Below are 16158 nucleotides of genomic sequence, written 5' to 3' on the forward strand. Positions count from 1 at the left end.
CATCTTTCCCACCTCTTTGTTTGACCTGGATGTTCACCTGCTATTGTTCATCTTTGGATGGCGATGGTTTGCGGATCGATTTTTGGCGTTTGGTGTTTTTTTGGCTGATTAAGGTAGGACGTTTGAGCATGGCCCACCAAGGCACGCGTACCAACACGTCCTTTTGATCGGAAGGAGAAAAGGGCGCCATTGGAATCAAATATGGGATTCCGAAAGACCGTAGCCCTGATAAATGGATGAGCATCGCCATTAATCCTGCAATGATCCCGAACAGTCCCAGCGTCGCCGCAAGCAGCATGAATCCGAAACGAAGCAGCCGAGCCGAATTGGATAAGCTGACTGATGGAGCGACAAAGCCGGCAATGGCGGTAAAAGCCACTATAATAACCATTGCGGCGGATACCAAACCTGCTTGAACCGCCGCTTGCCCAAGCACGAGCGCGCCGACGATCGAAATCGCGGAGCCGATCGCCCTTGGCATCCGTACTCCGGCTTCCCGCAAAACTTCAAAGGTGATTTCCATGGCTAGCGCTTCGACGAATGCCGGAAACGGAACGCCTTCCCGCTGGGCCGCGAGGCTGATGAGCAGGGTTGTCGGCAGCATCTGCTGATGAAATGTTGTGATCGCGATGTACATCGAGGGCAGGAGCATGGAAAACACAAACGCAATGATACGCATCAAGCGTAAAAACGTCGCAATATCGAATTTTTGGTAATAATCCTCGCTGGACTGAAACAGCTTAAAAATCGTAATGGGGGCAATGAGCACAAAGGGGCTCCCGTCTACGAGAATGGCTACTTTTCCTTCTAAAATAGCCCCGGCTATGGCGTCAGGACGTTCTGAATTCGTAAGGGTCGGAAAAGGTGTAAAGGTGGCGTCCTGAATAAATTCCTCGATATATCCGCTTTCCAGAACGCTGTCGATGTCAATTTGGTCAAGCCGCTTTAAAATTTCCTGCACCACGTTATCATTGGCGATACCATGGATGTACATGACGGCTACGTCCGTTTGGGTTACGCGGCCGATCGTTCGGTCAACGATCCATAGATTCGGATTTTTGATTTTGCGGCGGATTAATGACGTATTGACCCGGAGGTTTTCCGTAAAGCCTTCCCTGGGTCCGCGGATGACGGTTTGGGACTGGGGTTCGTCTACACCGCGCTGTTCTCCCCCGGCAGAGGATGCTGATATTCCTTTGGCTGTCCCGTCTACCAGAATGACTGTATTGCCGGCAAGAATGGCGTCAAACAGCTTCTTCATAGTATCGATATCCGTGATTTGGCCAATGGCTAAAAACCGGTTTTTGATCCAACCCAGAACCTGTTTTGGCGGGTCCAGCGAACAATCCGCATCGGCCTGGATTTGCGTCAAAGATTTCAAAATGGAATTGTTGATAATCTGCTCATCGGCTAAACCGTCGGTGTAGATGACGGCGACGTGGATAGGTTTTCCCAAGGCCTGGTCCAATCGGCGGATAATAATATCGGAACTGTCGCCCGTCATTTCCTTGATCATTTGGACGTTAACATCCAAGTATTTGGAAAGAGGCGTTTCAGGCATATTAAATTCCGAAGGCTGCTCGTTTTTGTCATGATTTTGGTTGGGATCACCGCTGGAATCTTGTTTGGATTTGAAAAAAGGCCGCATCATAATCCTCACCTTGAAATTTATATTCTGCTTCATCGTTGCCTTTTTCGGAGGAACTTAAACTAGGGGCATCGAAAGAGGATTGCACTTCAGAAAACGATGCCGGAAAAAGCAAAACAGACGGCTGGCGGCCGTCTGTCGCGATTTATAAACAAGCAATAGACTGAGGGAAAATCATTACCTTTCGGCGTCCACAACTTGCGGGTCACTGCGCAGCGGGAACCAGCCGGGAATACTCATCATGAGGTTCCACAGCGGTTCGGGAATCGATAATTCCTGCAGGTCGAGAGGGGAGATGGACGTTCGGATCTGCTGTTCACGGCCTTCCAATACCAACTGTACCCAATCCGGTTCCATGATGAGCTCCCGTCCCAGGGCGATGAGCGGGATGCCGGAGGTCAGCGCCTCCAGCGCATCATCGGGCGTGTAAATGCTGCCGACGCCAATAATCGGGATACGCGAGCCGACGCGCTCCTGAAGAATCGCCAATCGTGACCGGCGGTCCTGAATCCCCCTTCGCGGCACGGAACGGAAGCTGGTCAACGATACATGAAGGTAATCAATCCCGGTACCCGACAATGCATCGACGAACGAGAGGGTATCGGCCATCGTAATGCCCGGCGTTCCCGCCTCTTCAGGCGAAAACCGGAAGCCGACCAAGAAAGGTTGTTCAGACTCTTTACGAACGGTCCGAAGGACCACACGAATAATGGCTAAGGCCAGTGTCATTCTATTCTCCAGGTTCCCTCCATAACGGTCCGTGCGGCGGTTCGTCATCGGGGATAAAAATTGATGCAGCAAATTCCCGTTGCCGCCGTGAATTTCCACCCCGTCAAATCCGGCGTCAACCGCTCTTCGGGCTGCTTCTGCATAAGCATGAATGATGCCTTCCATTTCCTGCTCGGCGAGACTGCGCGGGACGGGGGCTCCTTCCCGGTCTTCCGGGATGTTTCCGGCGCTGACATAATCGCCTGTCTTGGAGCCTTGTCTGCCTGCGTGGAAAATTTGCAGAACGGCCTTGGCTCCGTTCTCCTGGATCGTCGAGGCAAGCCGGCGGAGTCCGGGAATGAGGGCGTCGTTGTCGGCGCCGGGCGCACCAGGCATTCCTCCTTGCTGCATTACATACGTTGCCGCCGTGATGACCATGGCAGCGCCATGAGAACGCCGTTTGTAGTATTGAATTTCCTGTTCGGAGATGGAGCCGTCCGCATTGGAACTCATATGGGTCATCGGAGACATAACGATCCGGTTTTTTAAAGAAATGTTGGCTGACGGAAAATGAAATGGATCAAAAAGGGGGGAATACGATTTCTTCATTGGGTGACAACTCCTTCGCAACGATTCTTTTATTGAACTTGTTATGATTATAAGAGGAGAAGCAGCATCCCGTAAGAACGCAAAATCTTTGGAGATAATCCAAGTACCTGGACCAACTAACATAAAGTAAGCTAGTGTGGCAGTGATGCTTAAAAAAATGATGCACTCATAGGTAGGAAGCTTGATTTATCATCATGTTCTGCATATAATGGACATTACAGGTCCATAATAAATGCGCTGTTATGGTTTGCTGCTTGAAAAGGAGGAATCCAGCATGCAATTTTCTAAAAGTACTGCATACGGTTTACACGCCTTGATGCTGCTGGCGAAATCGGAACGGGGCCGCAACGTGGGAATTAAAGAACTGTCCTCATCCCTGGGCGCTTCCGAGAGCTATTTATCCAAAATTATGTCCAAGCTGCGGCAGGATGGGCTTGTTCGCGCAGTTACCGGTGTGAACGGCGGCTATGAGCTTGCCCGGGCCGCCAGTGAAATTACTTTTCTGGACGTGGTTCAGGTTCTCGAAGGACGTCAGCACTTGTACGAATGCTTCCACGGGAGCGACCATCCGCTGCCGGCCCTGGAAGCTGCGGGGGACGAACCGGAAACGCCGGAATTTGCTTTCGGCGAAGGATGCCCGGTCAAACAGGTGATGGATGCCGCGGAACAGCAGATGAACCGTTATCTCCAGCAGCATACGATCCAATCGGCGCTGAACCAGGCGGGCTCATGTGATGCCCATGCAGCAGGCAAGAAGTAATAGGCTTCTTGCGCATTTATTATGGATAAAAAGGATCTATAAAGGGAGGGATTAGAATGTCAGAAGTATTGTTGGATGCGGTTATTATCGGAGGAGGGCCAGCCGGCATGAGCGCAGCGCTTGCGCTGGGCAGATCAAGACGTTCCGCGGTGGTAATTGACGAAGGCCGCCCGCGCAATCGGGTAACCCATGAGATGCATAACTTCCTGTCTCGGGACGGTATCGCTCCCGCGGAGTTCCGGCGGATCGCCAGAGAACAAATCAGTCAGTACCCTGCGATCAAGTTTGTTCAAGGGAAGACGGAATCCGTGGAAGGAAGCGACGGCGACTTCCGGATCCGCACGGTTGACGGAAAGGTGTTCCACAGCAAGAAGCTGTTGTTTGCAACCGGCAAACGAGACCTGCCTCTGGATATTACCGGGTTGGACGAGGTATACGGCAAAACCGCTTTTGTCTGCCCTTATTGCGACGGCTGGGAACTGCAGGACCAGCAGCTCGTAATGATTGCCAAGGGCGAAGGAGCGATGCATTTATCCAAAGTGCTGATGGGATGGTCTGCGAATTTAACGTTATGTACGAACGGTCCGGATGAATTGAATGCGGAGCAGCGCGAAGAGTTGGAGCGCCACGGCATTAACGTTAAGGACACGGCGATTCACAAGATTGAGTCTGAAGAAGGCAACGTAAAGCAGGTTCTCCTGGAGAACGGCGAATCCGTTGCCTGCACCGGGATTTTCTTTGCGCCGAAGCTGGCCGCTGCCACTGACCTGCCGCAGTCGCTGGGCTGCGAAGTGTCGGAATCCGGAAGCATTGTGGCCGATCGGATCGGCAAGACCAATATCCCCGGTGTATTCAGTGCCGGAGATGCCGCTTCTGACATGTATCAAGCCATTGCTGCGGCTTCCATGGGCGCGTTGGCAGGCATGGGTATCAATTCCGAACTGTTGGATGAGGCATGGAAATCGGTTCGCTGAATCGCATCCGATAGATCCATTCTTTTGCCAGGTTTGTGAAATCGGAATTTTTTTGCGAAAAAAGGTTTACGTAAGGCGTAACTTCCGATATTATAAGCGTAATGTAAGAACCGTTAATTTGAAATGCGATGAAGAGAAGAGTAGGTAAAGGAAGCATTTCCCAGAGAGCTCCGTCCGCTGAAAAGGAGCATTGAGTCCTTTATTGAATAAAGCCTCTGAGCAGCACGCCGGAACCCGATGTTCAATGAGAGGATGGTGTGCCAGGAGCTCCTGTTACAGAGCTAGGGTATATGCATCGATTGACTGATGCCGTACTCGAAGAGGCTAAAATGGCGACATTTTAGCGAATCTGGGGTGGTACCACGAGTATGATATCTCGTCCCTAAGACGGCAGTCTTGGGGGTGGGATTTTTTATTTTTTCGTCATGATCCTGTAAATATCGCTGCTCACAGGCGGATGGGCACACCAATTCAAACGGTTTGAATAGTGTCTAATAGACGGTTTAACGAGCCACGCCTGTCACCATAGTATTTGTTTAGCAGACAACATCTCATACTCTACTTCGAAAGGATTGGAATCACTCATGTCACAAAAACTTAAAGTCGGTATTGTCGGTGGAACCGGCATGGTTGGCCAGCGTTTCGTACAGCTCTTGGATCAGCATCCCTGGTTCCAGGTGACCGCGATTGCGGCAAGCAGCAGTTCCGCCGGTAAAACCTATGAAGAATCGGTGCAGGGAAGATGGAAACTGGCAACGCCGATTCCCGAGGACGTCAAGCAAATTGTCGTTCAGGACGCTTCGAAGGTCGAAGAGGTTGCTTCGGGAGTTGACTTTGTTTTCTGCGCCGTGGATATGAAGAAGGATGAAATCAAAGCGCTTGAAGAAGCGTATGCAAAAACCGGTACGCCTGTTATTTCGAACAACTCCGCTCACCGGTGGACGCCTGACGTGCCTATGGTGATTCCGGAAATCAATCCAGGTCATATCGGCGTAATTGAAGCGCAAAGACAGCGGCTCGGTACCAAGACCGGGTTTATCGCGGTCAAACCGAACTGCTCGATCCAGAGTTATGTGCCGCAGCTGAACGCGCTGCTTGATCTTAAACCGACTCAGGTTGTTGCGTCGACTTACCAGGCCATCTCCGGCGCAGGCAAAAACTTTACGGACTGGCCGGAAATGCTGGATAACGTCATTCCTTACATCGGCGGTGAGGAAGAGAAGAGCGAGCAGGAGCCGCTGCGCATTTGGGGCAGCATCGACAACGGGCAAATCGTTAAGGCGTCCTCTCCGATCATCACGACCCAGTGCATCCGCGTGCCTGTGACAGACGGGCATTTGGCGACCGTGTTCGTCTCTTTTGAGAAAAAGACGTCGAAGGAAGAAATTATTGAGCGCTGGCGTGCGTATCAAGGAAGACCGCAGGAATTGGGCCTTCCAAGCGCACCGAAGCAGTTCATTACGTATTTTGAGGAAGAAAACCGGCCGCAGACGAAGCTCGATCGTGATATTGAACGCGGCATGGGCGTTTCGGCAGGCAGACTGCGTGAGGATTCCATTTATGATTTTAAATTCGTGGGTCTTTCGCATAATACGCTGCGCGGCGCCGCAGGCGGGGCTGTGCTGATTGCCGAACTGCTGAAGGAAGAAGGATATATTCAAGCCAAGTAACAAGTACAAGGGATCGGATCGGTGTATCCGGCCCTTTTTATTTGTTTTCACGAACTTTAGGACAAGTTCTCAAAATCCCTGACCGTATCTGTCAGTAATTATCGTCTATACTGATGATAGTTGCGAGGGAATGAATCACATGTACGAGTTGTGATGAAGGGGAGGACGAGAATGGAAAAATATGCAATGTTCGGCAAACTGACGGCAAAGCCGGGGCAGCGCGATGAGCTCGCGAGAATGATGCTGGAGTCCAGCGGGACGCTTGAGGATATGAAAGGCTGCATCTATTATATCCTGCATGAAGCGGAGGACAATCCGGACGATCTTTGGATTACGGAACTATGGGAAAGCAAGGAGGCTCACGCGGCCTCGTTGAAGAATGAGAAGGTGCTGGAGCTCATCGGACGCTGCAGGCATCTCATTGCTGAAGCCGGCGGCATCAAGGTCCGGCCGATCGGAGGCAAAGGATTCTGATTTCTGATACAAACCATGTATGACAGCAAACCGCGGATGCCGCGGTTTTTTTGTTTCCGGGGAGCGCGATGCATAACACCGCATGCCCCCGTACATAGTATAAGCGAACTCTACTCAACATATGGAGGCATTACACAAAATGAACGTTCAAAGAGCACAGGAAATCGCATCCTCGCCAGTCATGGCAAACGTACTGCTGGATGGAACCCCCATCTATATACAGCATGTGGACGAGCTGAGCGAAACCGCACGCGTCTATCCGCTCGACAATCCGGAAGCTGAGCGGGAAGTACCGCTGTATTCGTTACAGGAGCAGGATCATTTTCTGGGATAAAAAGGAGAGAATTGCGATGAAAGAAGTGCCTAAACAAAATGAAAAAGAGGCAGATCGGTTGAACGACTATGACGTCACCGATGATGTGGTACGCGAAGTGCCCGCTACGACCGATGCCAGTGATGCCGTCGCGGCCATGACTTCGCATATTAATAAGTACGATGTGCCCGATGAGCTGGAGGAAAAATAACGACAAAGCTGTTAAAGCGTACAGGCGAACCTGTGCGCTTTATTGTTGTTCCCGATCGAATGTATTCACTTTTTACGCAAGAATAGCAATCGGGAATAAATCCGGCTCATGATGATTTGATAGAATCAGCATGAGAACGAGTGTTTTTGATCACATTTCAAAAGGGAGAGATGGACGATGAATCAATGGGGAGCCAAAAACATCGATGTCATCACGTTGTTTGTGGAAGATCTGCTGGAGGCCAAATCATTCTATGAGCGGGTATTCGGCCTTTCCTCCGTCTACGAGGACGACAACTCGGCAGTATATAACTTCGGGAACATGAGCGTCAATCTGCTGAAAATAACCGAAGCGGACGAGCTTACGCATCCGGCTCCGGTGGCAGACCGAGGGGCAGGAGCGAGGTTTGTGTTCACGATCCGTGTTGATGACGTGGATGCGTTGTGTACAGAGCTGAATTCAGCCGGCGTTGCGCTGCTGAACGGTCCGATGGACCGCCCATGGGGAATCCGTACGGCAAGTTTCCAGGATCCGGGCGGGCATATCTGGGAAATCGCGCAGGAGCTGCGTTGATTCCTTTTGAAAGATTGCAGGGAGTTGGGGAAGACGGATAAAGCTTAAAGATGATGATAAGCTGAACTCCATACGCTGAACCCGATGGGTTCGGCGTTTTTTTCATTGACTAACCGTTCAACCAATAGTAATATGATGACATAATCAGGTAAATGATGGATGGAGGGATCCAGGATGGATTTGTATTATGAGATTCATGGCAGTGGAAAGCCCGTCATTTTTATACACAGCGGAGGCACGGACAGCAGGCTATGGTCATTCTTGGCACCATTAGTCGCCAAAGATAACCAGGTCATTACTTATGACGGCCGTGGTGCAGGCAAATCTCCTTCTCCCAAGGAACCGGCGAACTACGTCGAAGACTTGCATGAGCTGATGGATGACCTTCACCTGGATACCGCCGTCCTCATCGGCCATTCAGGAGGCGGCCAAATCGCCACCGACTTCAGCCTTCAATACCCGAATCGTGTTTCGGGCTTGGTGCTCATCGGCCCATCGTTGACGGGCTATAAGCCATCACCGGAGTTTGAGCGCTGGATGAGTGAGGTGAACGCGGCCGCCCCGGATGCCGATAAAATTATGGAGCTCGCGTTTAGCGCTCCGCTGTACCGGATCGTGATGTCCAGTCCGCAGCGCCGCTTGATGATTGACATGTTCAGGCATCACCTGGCCAAAACGGCCGAGTGGGGGAGCTTCGAATCCCTTTGGCCGCAGCCTCCGGCCATCGGCCGATTGGAAGACCTTCACATAAAAACCCTGCTTATGATCGGCGATAACGAGATCCCGGATAATGAACGCGTCGCAGAGCTGTTCCGGAGCTTGCCGATTGTTCGTTATGTCCAAATTCCGGGGGCGGACCATATGATGCCCTTAACCCATCCGGAGATGATGTACAGCTATATTGCCGAGTTTTTGGAGGAGAGTCGTTAAATGCCGCGCACCCAGGAAGAGAATGAACGAATACGTCAGCAGGCCAAGGCGAAGATCCGGGAAGCAGCCATAGAGCTTTTTATGAGAAAAGGTTACCATGCCACCTCGATCGATGACGTCTCCAAACACGCCGGCGTGTCCAAAGGGCTTCTATACAACTACTACAAAGGGAAAGAAGAATTGCTCAGTGCCATGGTCGAAGCCAGAATCGGGGAATTGATACAGGTCATGGAGAAGGCAGAGGCATTGGAGACGCCGGCAGAGCAGCTGAAACATATCGTTGAAGGGGCCGTCGATAATGTGCGGCGTTCTCCCGAGGTGTTCCGGTTCTATCTGCACCTGCAGACCCAGCCGGAAGCCGATGAAACCGTCGCCAAATACGGCAAGCTCCTGATTGAGGAAAGTGCCCGCCAGTTTCAAATCCAGTGCCGCATGTTCGAAAAACTGGGAGCATCCGACCCGGTAGCGAGGTCATTGTACTTTTCCTCCGCACTGCAGGGAATCATGCTCATGATCTCGACTTATCCGGATCAATTTCCGGTCGAGGCTATGAAGCGGCAAATCATTGAGGATTTCTGCCAAGTTTAGCGCCAAACGTAAGAGGGCAATCAGTCGCCTTTTATAAATCCAAATGAACAGGGAACAGCTGCTGATGCAGCTGTTTTTTGCTGATTGAGTTCGTGTCTTAGGGGGGCGTTTAAACGATAAAATTTATAAATACAGCTGGTAACTATCGGGACAAAACGAATAGAAATACTTCATGAAAGCTTTTTTGCCAGCAGAGGTGTTTTTCTCTATCAATCTATTGACTTCTACGTTTAATGACCATATAATCAACTAAAGTGACCCGACGTGTAAGGAGACCTCACATGGTAATTATCGATGAAGTGTACCGCAATATCAGTTTTGATATGCCGGAACAGGAATTATTTATTTTACTTGAACGCGTTAAAGCGACGAAAGAAGAAGACGTAGAAGAGTTAAAAAACAAAATCGATAAATACGAGCAGAAACGCCGGGCGGAAGAGGCACTGTATCAATCCATGTCCCCGATCCGGCGCTTGTTTACAGGGCGGCCAGCCAGCCATCATCAGGCAGTTGAGTATATGGTCCATGTCAAAGAACGGTTCAAGAAGATCGACGCGATCAAGCGCAGTATTCGGGAACTGGATCAGGTGCTTGATAGGCTGCGTTTACCGATAAGGGATTCAAACGAGGTATTTCTGTCTCCTGAACTGATCCGGGAAATCAGACTGCTTCAGGAAATGGAGGCTTCACAGGAATGAATTTAACGCTTGAATCTTTAGGTACGGGAATGGATACCGTATGGGTCGTTCTCAGCGCCGCCATGATTCTGCTGATGGAGGGCGGGTTCGCCCTGCTTGAGGCAGGGTTTGTTCGTTACAAGAACAGCGTCAACATTATTATGAAGGTATTCGCTGATATCACGATCGGTACGTTGGTTTTTTATGTATTCGGATTTGCGCTCATGTATGGAAAGGACGCCGGAGGGATCATCGGGACGAGCGGATTTGTCCTTGGTGGCGATTTATCCCACCTCCAGCTGACAGTGTCGCTGGATACGTATTGGCTGTTCCAGGCGGCCTTCACCATCGCCGTCATCTCGATCGTTTCGGGGGCTGTGGCCGAGCGGATCAATTTTAGAGCTTATTTGCTGTATATCGTCCTGATGACCGGCCTGATCTATCCGATCGGCGGCCACTGGGCCTGGGGCGGCGGATGGCTGACGAAGCTCGGCATGCAGGATTTTGCCGGCTCTGCCGTCATTCACGCGCTCGGCGGCTTCTCGGCCCTGGCGGCTGCGCTGATCGTGGGTCCCCGGAAAGGCAAATTCAATAAAGCGGGTGCCAGCACGATCGCCCTGCCCAGCAACCTGCCTCTCGCTTCGGTAGGGGCTTTCCTACTCTGGTTTGGCTGGTTTGGCTTCAATGCGGGCAGCACGCTCAGTGCAACCGATGTCCGCATCGGACATATCGCGCTGACAACGATGCTGTCTGCGGCATCCGGCGGCGCGGTCACACTGGTGTATACGCTGTTCCGCTACCAGCGCTCCGACGCGCCATCCGTGATTAACGGCTCTTTGGCAGGTCTGGTCGGAATTACGGCCGGATGCGCTTTTGTCAGCGACAGCGCCGCCATCCTGATCGGTGCGATCTCGGGACTGCTTATGATGGCGGCAACGAGCTGGCTGGAGGGACGCCGGATTGACGATCCCGTCGGCGCCTTCCCCGTTCACGCCGTATCCGGTGCGTGGGGAACCCTTGCCGTGGGGCTGTTCGCGACAGACGGCGGCCTCTTTTACAGCGGCAGCTGGCATTTGCTTGGCGTTCAGGCGCTAGGACTGGTTGCGCTTGCGGCATGGGGATTTGTCCTTACTTGGGTCGGCCTTAAGCTGATTGGTCTCCTCGTCCCTGTTCGTTCCAGCGAGGAGGAAGAGGAAATCGGCCTTGACATCAGTTATCACGGCATTATGGCAGCGGACCGGTCCCACGAGTTTATCGATCATGAAGTCCGCTATTCATTGAGCGAAGAACATCGGAATGTATAGCTGTTTGTAATGTTCACAAGGAACACTTCGAATCACCCTCGAAGTGTTCCTTTTTATTTTGCAGCATTTATTTAGATTCCGGGATGGGGTCTAAGCACCGCACCGCCATATTCCAAGTTAGCAATCAGTAAGAAACGGAAAGTGATCCGCTGTGATACGCTGATCTGGAAGAGTTAACAATCCACAGGGAAAGGAAGTATTCAAGATGGGCGTATTGAAACCTTTTATTTACTCGGAAGATGCAAGAAGTCAGGCGGATTTCTATATCCGTTCGCTTGGCGGCAATCTGGAATCCGTTATCACTCATGGGGAGTCGATGGGAGTACAGAATGACTTGCAGGATAAAGTGATTCATATGTGCTTATCGTTAGCCGGAGGCAACTATATTTTTATGTCGGACTCCATGGAATCGAATCTACAAGGCAACAATATGTCGCTGAATATCGACTACCCCTCCGCAGAGGAAGCCCGCGAGGCATTCTCGAAGCTTGCCGATGGAGGTCATGTCATTTATCCGTTTGAACAGCAGCCGTTCGGGTTGTATCTGGGCGAACTTACGGACCGGTTTGGTGTTCGTTGGATGATTACTGCACCGTCCGTACCTACCCAATCCTAAGCGTTCCACAATTCAATAGGCCGTGTCCTGAAACCCTGCTTGAACCTTAAGGTTTAAGCAGGGGTTATTTGTTTTTTTTGGCAAATTCCTGCTGGTGGGTGCTTTTGTTATTCCAGTGAGCAGGGCTCTCTATCGGGCTGTTCTAGAGGTATGCCTGAAATGCGAAGGAGTCAGGCCGACAATCTGTTTGAATTTCCTGTGAAAATGAGGCATACTGTCAAACCCGCAGGCCGGGGCGATGCTGCTGATGCTGTCGTCGGTGTGAAGCAGCAGCTCTTTGGCCCGGATCACCCGTTTGACGTTGATGTAATCCGTTACGCTCATCCCGGTCAACTGTTTGAACACGCGGCTGAAATGGGCCGAACTAACGGAAGCGAGCCGGCTTAAAGAGCTTAGGCTGATCTGCTCGCAGTAATGCCCATCGATATACAGCAAGCTTTGCCGCATCCAGTTCGGACCAACGAACGAGCTGCGGGAGCCGCTGCTCCCGTCACTTTGTTCCCGGTGGATCAGCAGCAATAGGTACTGAACGTACAGTACTATCGAGTGGCGGTAGCCCGGGGGTTGACCACTCAGCTCGGACTGAATGGCGGCCAGCTTGTCTTCGAGCTGCGACTCCAGCGCAGCGGGGCATTCCAGCTTATAAGCATGGTTCGAACTGCAGCTGTCAAAGCACTGTAAGTAAGAAAAGGATTCTCCCAAAGAAGACTGCCGGACGAGTTCGGGACTAAAAAACACGGCAGTGGACGTGACCGGATCGTCTTTATCCGGGAACGCCTGGTGGATTGTGCTGCCAGGGATGATAAACAGATCCCCGCGGCGCATTTCGTAAATCGTCCGGTCGATAAAAAAGGACCCCATGCCTGAGTGGACATACACCAGCTCATGCCAGTCGTGAAGGTGATGCGGCAGTTCCAGCTGCGCCGTTTTGCGGTCGCGGTAATTGAATGAGAAAGGAAATTCCGGCTGCGCGTCAAATTGTTTGCGAATGGGATTCATAGCATTGCCCCTTGAGCGTATTGGGAACCATCAGCCGAGCCTTCACCTTCCGTAAACGATTCATAACAGAAGAGGAGGGCCAGCAAATGGGTTCGTTGTCTTGAAGATATCAAAATCGGATATGATTGTGCAAGATTTCGCTCTTTTAGAACCGATCCATAGTTGTTATATTGAGAAAAGAACATCGGTGTACAAGAATGGAGGGAATTGCAATGCGAATAGACGCTCACCAGCATTACTGGAGTATCGCCCGGGACGACTACGGCTGGATTACGCCGTCCATTCCTGTCCTGTACCGGGATTATCAGCCGTCGGATCTGCTTCCGCATCTGGCAGAACATCATCTCAACGGGACGATCCTCGTGCAAGCCGCACCAACGTATGAAGAAACCGATTATATTCTTGAACTCGCGGCACAGGATGATCGGGTTCTGGGTGTGGTCGGATATATGGATCTCGCGGATGATGATCACAAGGACCATTTTGAGCGCTTTGCGCAGCATCCCAAATTCGTCGGCTTCCGCCTCATGATCCAGGATATGGAGGATGCAGATGCGATCCTGGAACCTTCATACGCAGCTTCGCTCAAACACTATGCGAGCCTTGGCGTTCCGGTCGATCTGCTCGTCCGTTCCGATCAATTGGATACGCTGATCCGGCTGATCGAGCAAATTCCGGATCTGCATGCGGTGATCGACCATCTGGCGAAACCGCGAATCGCTGCTGGGGAAATGGAACCATGGGCCGGTTACATGAACAGGCTGGCGTCTTACCCGAACCTGTACTGCAAGCTGTCCGGCATGGTGACCGAGGCGGACCATGACGGCTGGAAGCCGGATCAGCTTACGCCTTATGTCCGTCATGTTCTGGACTGTTTTGGCGCAGACCGGGTGATGTTCGGCAGCGACTGGCCGGTATGCCTGATGGCTTCGAGCTACGACGGTGTCGTGGATGCTCTTATGAAGACGCTTCCACCTGCTTGGGGGGCAGATGAGAGTTTGAAATTGTTCGGGGGCAACGCCGCAGCATTTTACCGGCTGAAGAATGAGAATACAAGATGACACGCTGCGGGGGAAATGAGTGAATAGAAGGGTTGGGTGAAACCGAATTGAAATACCGGAAACTAGGAAAAACAGGTCTGGAAGTATCGGCGCTCAGTTTTGGCGCCTCCTCATTAGGCTCCGTATTCCGCGACACGGATGAGCAGGAGAGCGTACGAACCGTCCACGAGGCGATTGACAGCGGGATCAATTACATTGACGTCTCGCCTTATTACGGATTGACTAAAGCCGAAACGGTACTCGGCAAGGCGCTTAAGGACATTCCGCGCGACCGGTACCTGCTGTCAACCAAGGCGGGACGCTACGGGGAGCACGAATTCGATTTTTCCCATAACCGGATTCTTACGAGTTTGGATGAAAGCCTGAAGCGGCTGAACGTGGATGAAGTGGATATCCTGTTCCTCCATGATATCGAGTTCGTCCCGGCGCAAATTATCCTGGAGGAAGCCATACCTGCGCTTGAAAAGCTCAAACAGGCGGGCAAAATCCGGTTTGCCGGCATATGCGGACTGCCGCTAGCGCTGTTTGAAACGCTGCTGCCGCAAATCGATGTCGACGCGATCATTTCCTACTGCCATTATTCCCTGAATGACACCAGTCTGCTGGACTTGCTGCCGCTTCTTGAGGAAAGGGATACGGGACTCGTTAACGCCTCACCTATCTCCATGGGACTGCTGAGCACCCGGGGAACGCCTGCCTGGCATCCGGCCAATCCGGAAATCAAGGAGGCTTGTTTGAAGGCGGCACAGTTCTGCGCGGACCAAGGGGAGGATATCGCGAAGCTCGCGGTGCAGTTTTCCACTTCAAACGAGCGCATTCCCACCACGTTGGTCAGCACAGCCAATCCGGAAAATATCCGCAGGAATGCTTCCTGGGTGGAGGAGCCGGTGGATGAACGTCTGCTAAGCGAAGTGCTCGCCATTTTGGAACCCGTGCATAACCGGACCTGGATCAGCGGAAGGCCCGAATATAACGCGAAAATAGGGGAGGCGTGAGATGAAAGGCATCATATGTTCAGCCGTCGGCCGATTTGACATGGCGCTGGATCTGCCTGAGCCCGTGATGGAGCCGGGGCATGCGGTGGTCGAGATCAAGCGGGTCGGGATTTGCGGAACCGATCTGCACGCATTCCGCGGCAACCAGCCGTTTTTTACTTATCCGAGAATCCTTGGCCATGAGCTGGCAGGTATCATTAAGGAAATCGGCACTAACCGTGATGGGCTTGAAGCCGGCGATCAGGTTAGTATCATCCCGTATTTGCACTGCGGGACATGCATTGCCTGCCGAAGCGGGAAGACCAACTGCTGTACGGATATGCAGGTCCTTGGCGTTCATACGGACGGCGGCATGCGTGAGCGGATTGCCGTTCCGGTGACCCACTTGATTCGAACGAACGGGCTGACGCTGGACCAGACCGCGGTCATTGAACCCCTTGCCATAGGTGCCCATGCCGTGCGTAGATCGGGGCTGGCGGCCGGCGAGACGGCGCTCGTCATCGGGGGCGGGCCGATTGGGCTCGGGGTCATGGCCTTTGCAAAGGCCAGCGGTGCCCATGTGCTCGCGATGGATGTGAATGACGAACGCCTGGCTTTCTGCAAGCAATGGATTGAGGCGGATGCGCTGGTGAACGCATTGCAGAATCCCGATGAACAAATTGCGGCGGCCTGCGGCGGGGAGCTGCCTTCGGTGGTGTTTGACGCTACGGGGAACGCACAGTCGATGACTGACGCGTTCCGTTATACCGCCCATGGCGGAAGATTGGTCTATGTCGGATTGGTCAAAGCGGATATCCGGTTCCACGATCCGGAATTCCATAAACGGGAGCTGACGCTGCTGGCCAGCCGCAACGCAACGCGCGAAGACTTCATGCACGTGCTGCATACGATCCGGTCCGGCGGGATCGACGTCGCTCCATACGTCACACACCGGGCCGCATTTGACGATACGATTGAACAATTTAACCATTGGCTGGACCCGGCTGCCAAGGTCATCAAAGCGATGGTAGATATGTAGGCTCATAGCTGGATGATGCACTAAAGAGAA

At 52.2% G+C, this 16158-nt stretch carries 18 protein-coding genes and 1 other annotated feature; of the genes, 15 read left to right on the top strand and 3 right to left on the bottom strand.

The annotated features are described in order from the left end of the window. Positions 1–40: 40 nt before the first annotated feature. Positions 41–1651, bottom strand: a complete 1611-nt coding sequence (locus ABIE48_RS12940; RefSeq protein WP_354519016.1) for a spore germination protein — start codon at positions 1649–1651, stop codon at positions 41–43. 174 nt (positions 1652–1825) lie between these two features. Beyond that, positions 1826–2965, bottom strand: coding sequence for an NADH-dependent flavin oxidoreductase (locus ABIE48_RS12945; RefSeq protein WP_192714345.1), 1140 nt, complete (start codon positions 2963–2965; stop codon positions 1826–1828). A gap of 274 nt (positions 2966–3239) precedes the next feature. On the opposite strand from ABIE48_RS12945, the gene ABIE48_RS12950 reads away from it, so the two are divergent. From ABIE48_RS12950 to ABIE48_RS13005, 12 genes are all read left to right on the top strand, one after another. Beyond that, positions 3240–3725: an RrF2 family transcriptional regulator gene (locus ABIE48_RS12950; RefSeq protein ID WP_145020225.1), complete on the top strand. Its 486-nt coding sequence runs from the start codon at positions 3240–3242 to the stop codon at positions 3723–3725. 56 nt (positions 3726–3781) lie between these two features. Next, complete coding sequence (locus tag ABIE48_RS12955; RefSeq protein ID WP_192714344.1) at positions 3782–4699, top strand: NAD(P)/FAD-dependent oxidoreductase; 918 nt, start codon at positions 3782–3784, stop codon at positions 4697–4699. Positions 4700–4818: 119 nt separating this feature from the next. Further along, positions 4819–5086: a binding site (T-box leader), on the top strand. A gap of 197 nt (positions 5087–5283) precedes the next feature. Then, entirely contained in the window at positions 5284–6369 is a 1086-nt protein-coding gene (gene asd / locus ABIE48_RS12960) for an aspartate-semialdehyde dehydrogenase (RefSeq protein WP_192714343.1), read from the top strand. Between the two features lie 171 nt (positions 6370–6540). Beyond that, on the top strand, positions 6541–6843 hold the full coding sequence (locus ABIE48_RS12965; protein ID WP_192714342.1) for a putative quinol monooxygenase: 303 nt from the start codon (positions 6541–6543) through the stop codon (positions 6841–6843). A 139-nt stretch (positions 6844–6982) separates the two neighbouring features. Further along, entirely contained in the window at positions 6983–7177 is a 195-nt protein-coding gene (locus tag ABIE48_RS12970) for a small acid-soluble spore protein H (RefSeq protein WP_145020213.1), read from the top strand. Between the two features lie 16 nt (positions 7178–7193). After that, a complete protein-coding gene (locus ABIE48_RS12975) occupies positions 7194–7367 on the top strand; it encodes a hypothetical protein (protein WP_167372827.1) in 174 nt (57 codons plus the stop codon). 177 nt (positions 7368–7544) lie between these two features. After that, complete coding sequence (locus tag ABIE48_RS12980) at positions 7545–7940, top strand: VOC family protein (RefSeq protein WP_192714341.1); 396 nt, start codon at positions 7545–7547, stop codon at positions 7938–7940. A 174-nt stretch (positions 7941–8114) separates the two neighbouring features. Continuing rightward, positions 8115–8870, top strand: coding sequence for an alpha/beta fold hydrolase (locus tag ABIE48_RS12985; protein WP_192714340.1), 756 nt, complete (start codon positions 8115–8117; stop codon positions 8868–8870). Next, complete coding sequence (locus tag ABIE48_RS12990; RefSeq protein ID WP_192714339.1) at positions 8871–9458, top strand: TetR/AcrR family transcriptional regulator; 588 nt, start codon at positions 8871–8873, stop codon at positions 9456–9458. 281 nt (positions 9459–9739) lie between these two features. After that, the gene (locus ABIE48_RS12995; RefSeq protein ID WP_145020201.1) at positions 9740–10156 is read left to right on the top strand and encodes a hypothetical protein; all 417 of its coding nucleotides are present in this window, start codon (positions 9740–9742) and stop codon (positions 10154–10156) included. Further along, on the top strand, positions 10153–11439 hold the full coding sequence (locus ABIE48_RS13000) for an ammonium transporter (RefSeq protein ID WP_192714338.1): 1287 nt from the start codon (positions 10153–10155) through the stop codon (positions 11437–11439). The genes ABIE48_RS12995 and ABIE48_RS13000 overlap by 4 nt, the downstream gene beginning before the upstream one ends. Before the next feature lie 205 nt (positions 11440–11644). Continuing rightward, complete coding sequence (locus tag ABIE48_RS13005; protein ID WP_192714337.1) at positions 11645–12055, top strand: VOC family protein; 411 nt, start codon at positions 11645–11647, stop codon at positions 12053–12055. A gap of 129 nt (positions 12056–12184) precedes the next feature. Here the strand turns inward: ABIE48_RS13005 and ABIE48_RS13010 are convergent, their stop codons facing one another. Continuing rightward, complete coding sequence (locus ABIE48_RS13010; protein ID WP_192714336.1) at positions 12185–13054, bottom strand: AraC family transcriptional regulator; 870 nt, start codon at positions 13052–13054, stop codon at positions 12185–12187. Between the two features lie 212 nt (positions 13055–13266). Between ABIE48_RS13010 and ABIE48_RS13015 the strand changes: the two genes are divergently transcribed. Genes ABIE48_RS13015 through ABIE48_RS13025 form a run of 3 tightly spaced genes read left to right on the top strand, consistent with a single transcriptional unit; the run spans position 13267 to position 16128 of the window. Further along, positions 13267–14115 carry an amidohydrolase family protein gene (locus tag ABIE48_RS13015; protein ID WP_192714335.1) on the top strand — a complete coding sequence of 283 codons (849 nt, stop codon included), beginning with the start codon at positions 13267–13269 and terminating at the stop codon, positions 14113–14115. A gap of 47 nt (positions 14116–14162) precedes the next feature. Further along, entirely contained in the window at positions 14163–15110 is a 948-nt protein-coding gene (locus ABIE48_RS13020; RefSeq protein WP_192714334.1) for an aldo/keto reductase, read from the top strand. A gap of 1 nt (position 15111) precedes the next feature. Further along, positions 15112–16128, top strand: a complete 1017-nt coding sequence (locus ABIE48_RS13025; RefSeq protein ID WP_192714333.1) for a zinc-binding alcohol dehydrogenase family protein — start codon at positions 15112–15114, stop codon at positions 16126–16128. The last annotated feature ends 30 nt before the right edge of the window (positions 16129–16158 follow it).

This window comes from Paenibacillus sp. OAE614, from assembly GCF_040546645.1.
Classification (GTDB): Bacteria; Bacillota; Bacilli; order Paenibacillales; family Paenibacillaceae; genus Paenibacillus_AQ; species Paenibacillus_AQ favisporus.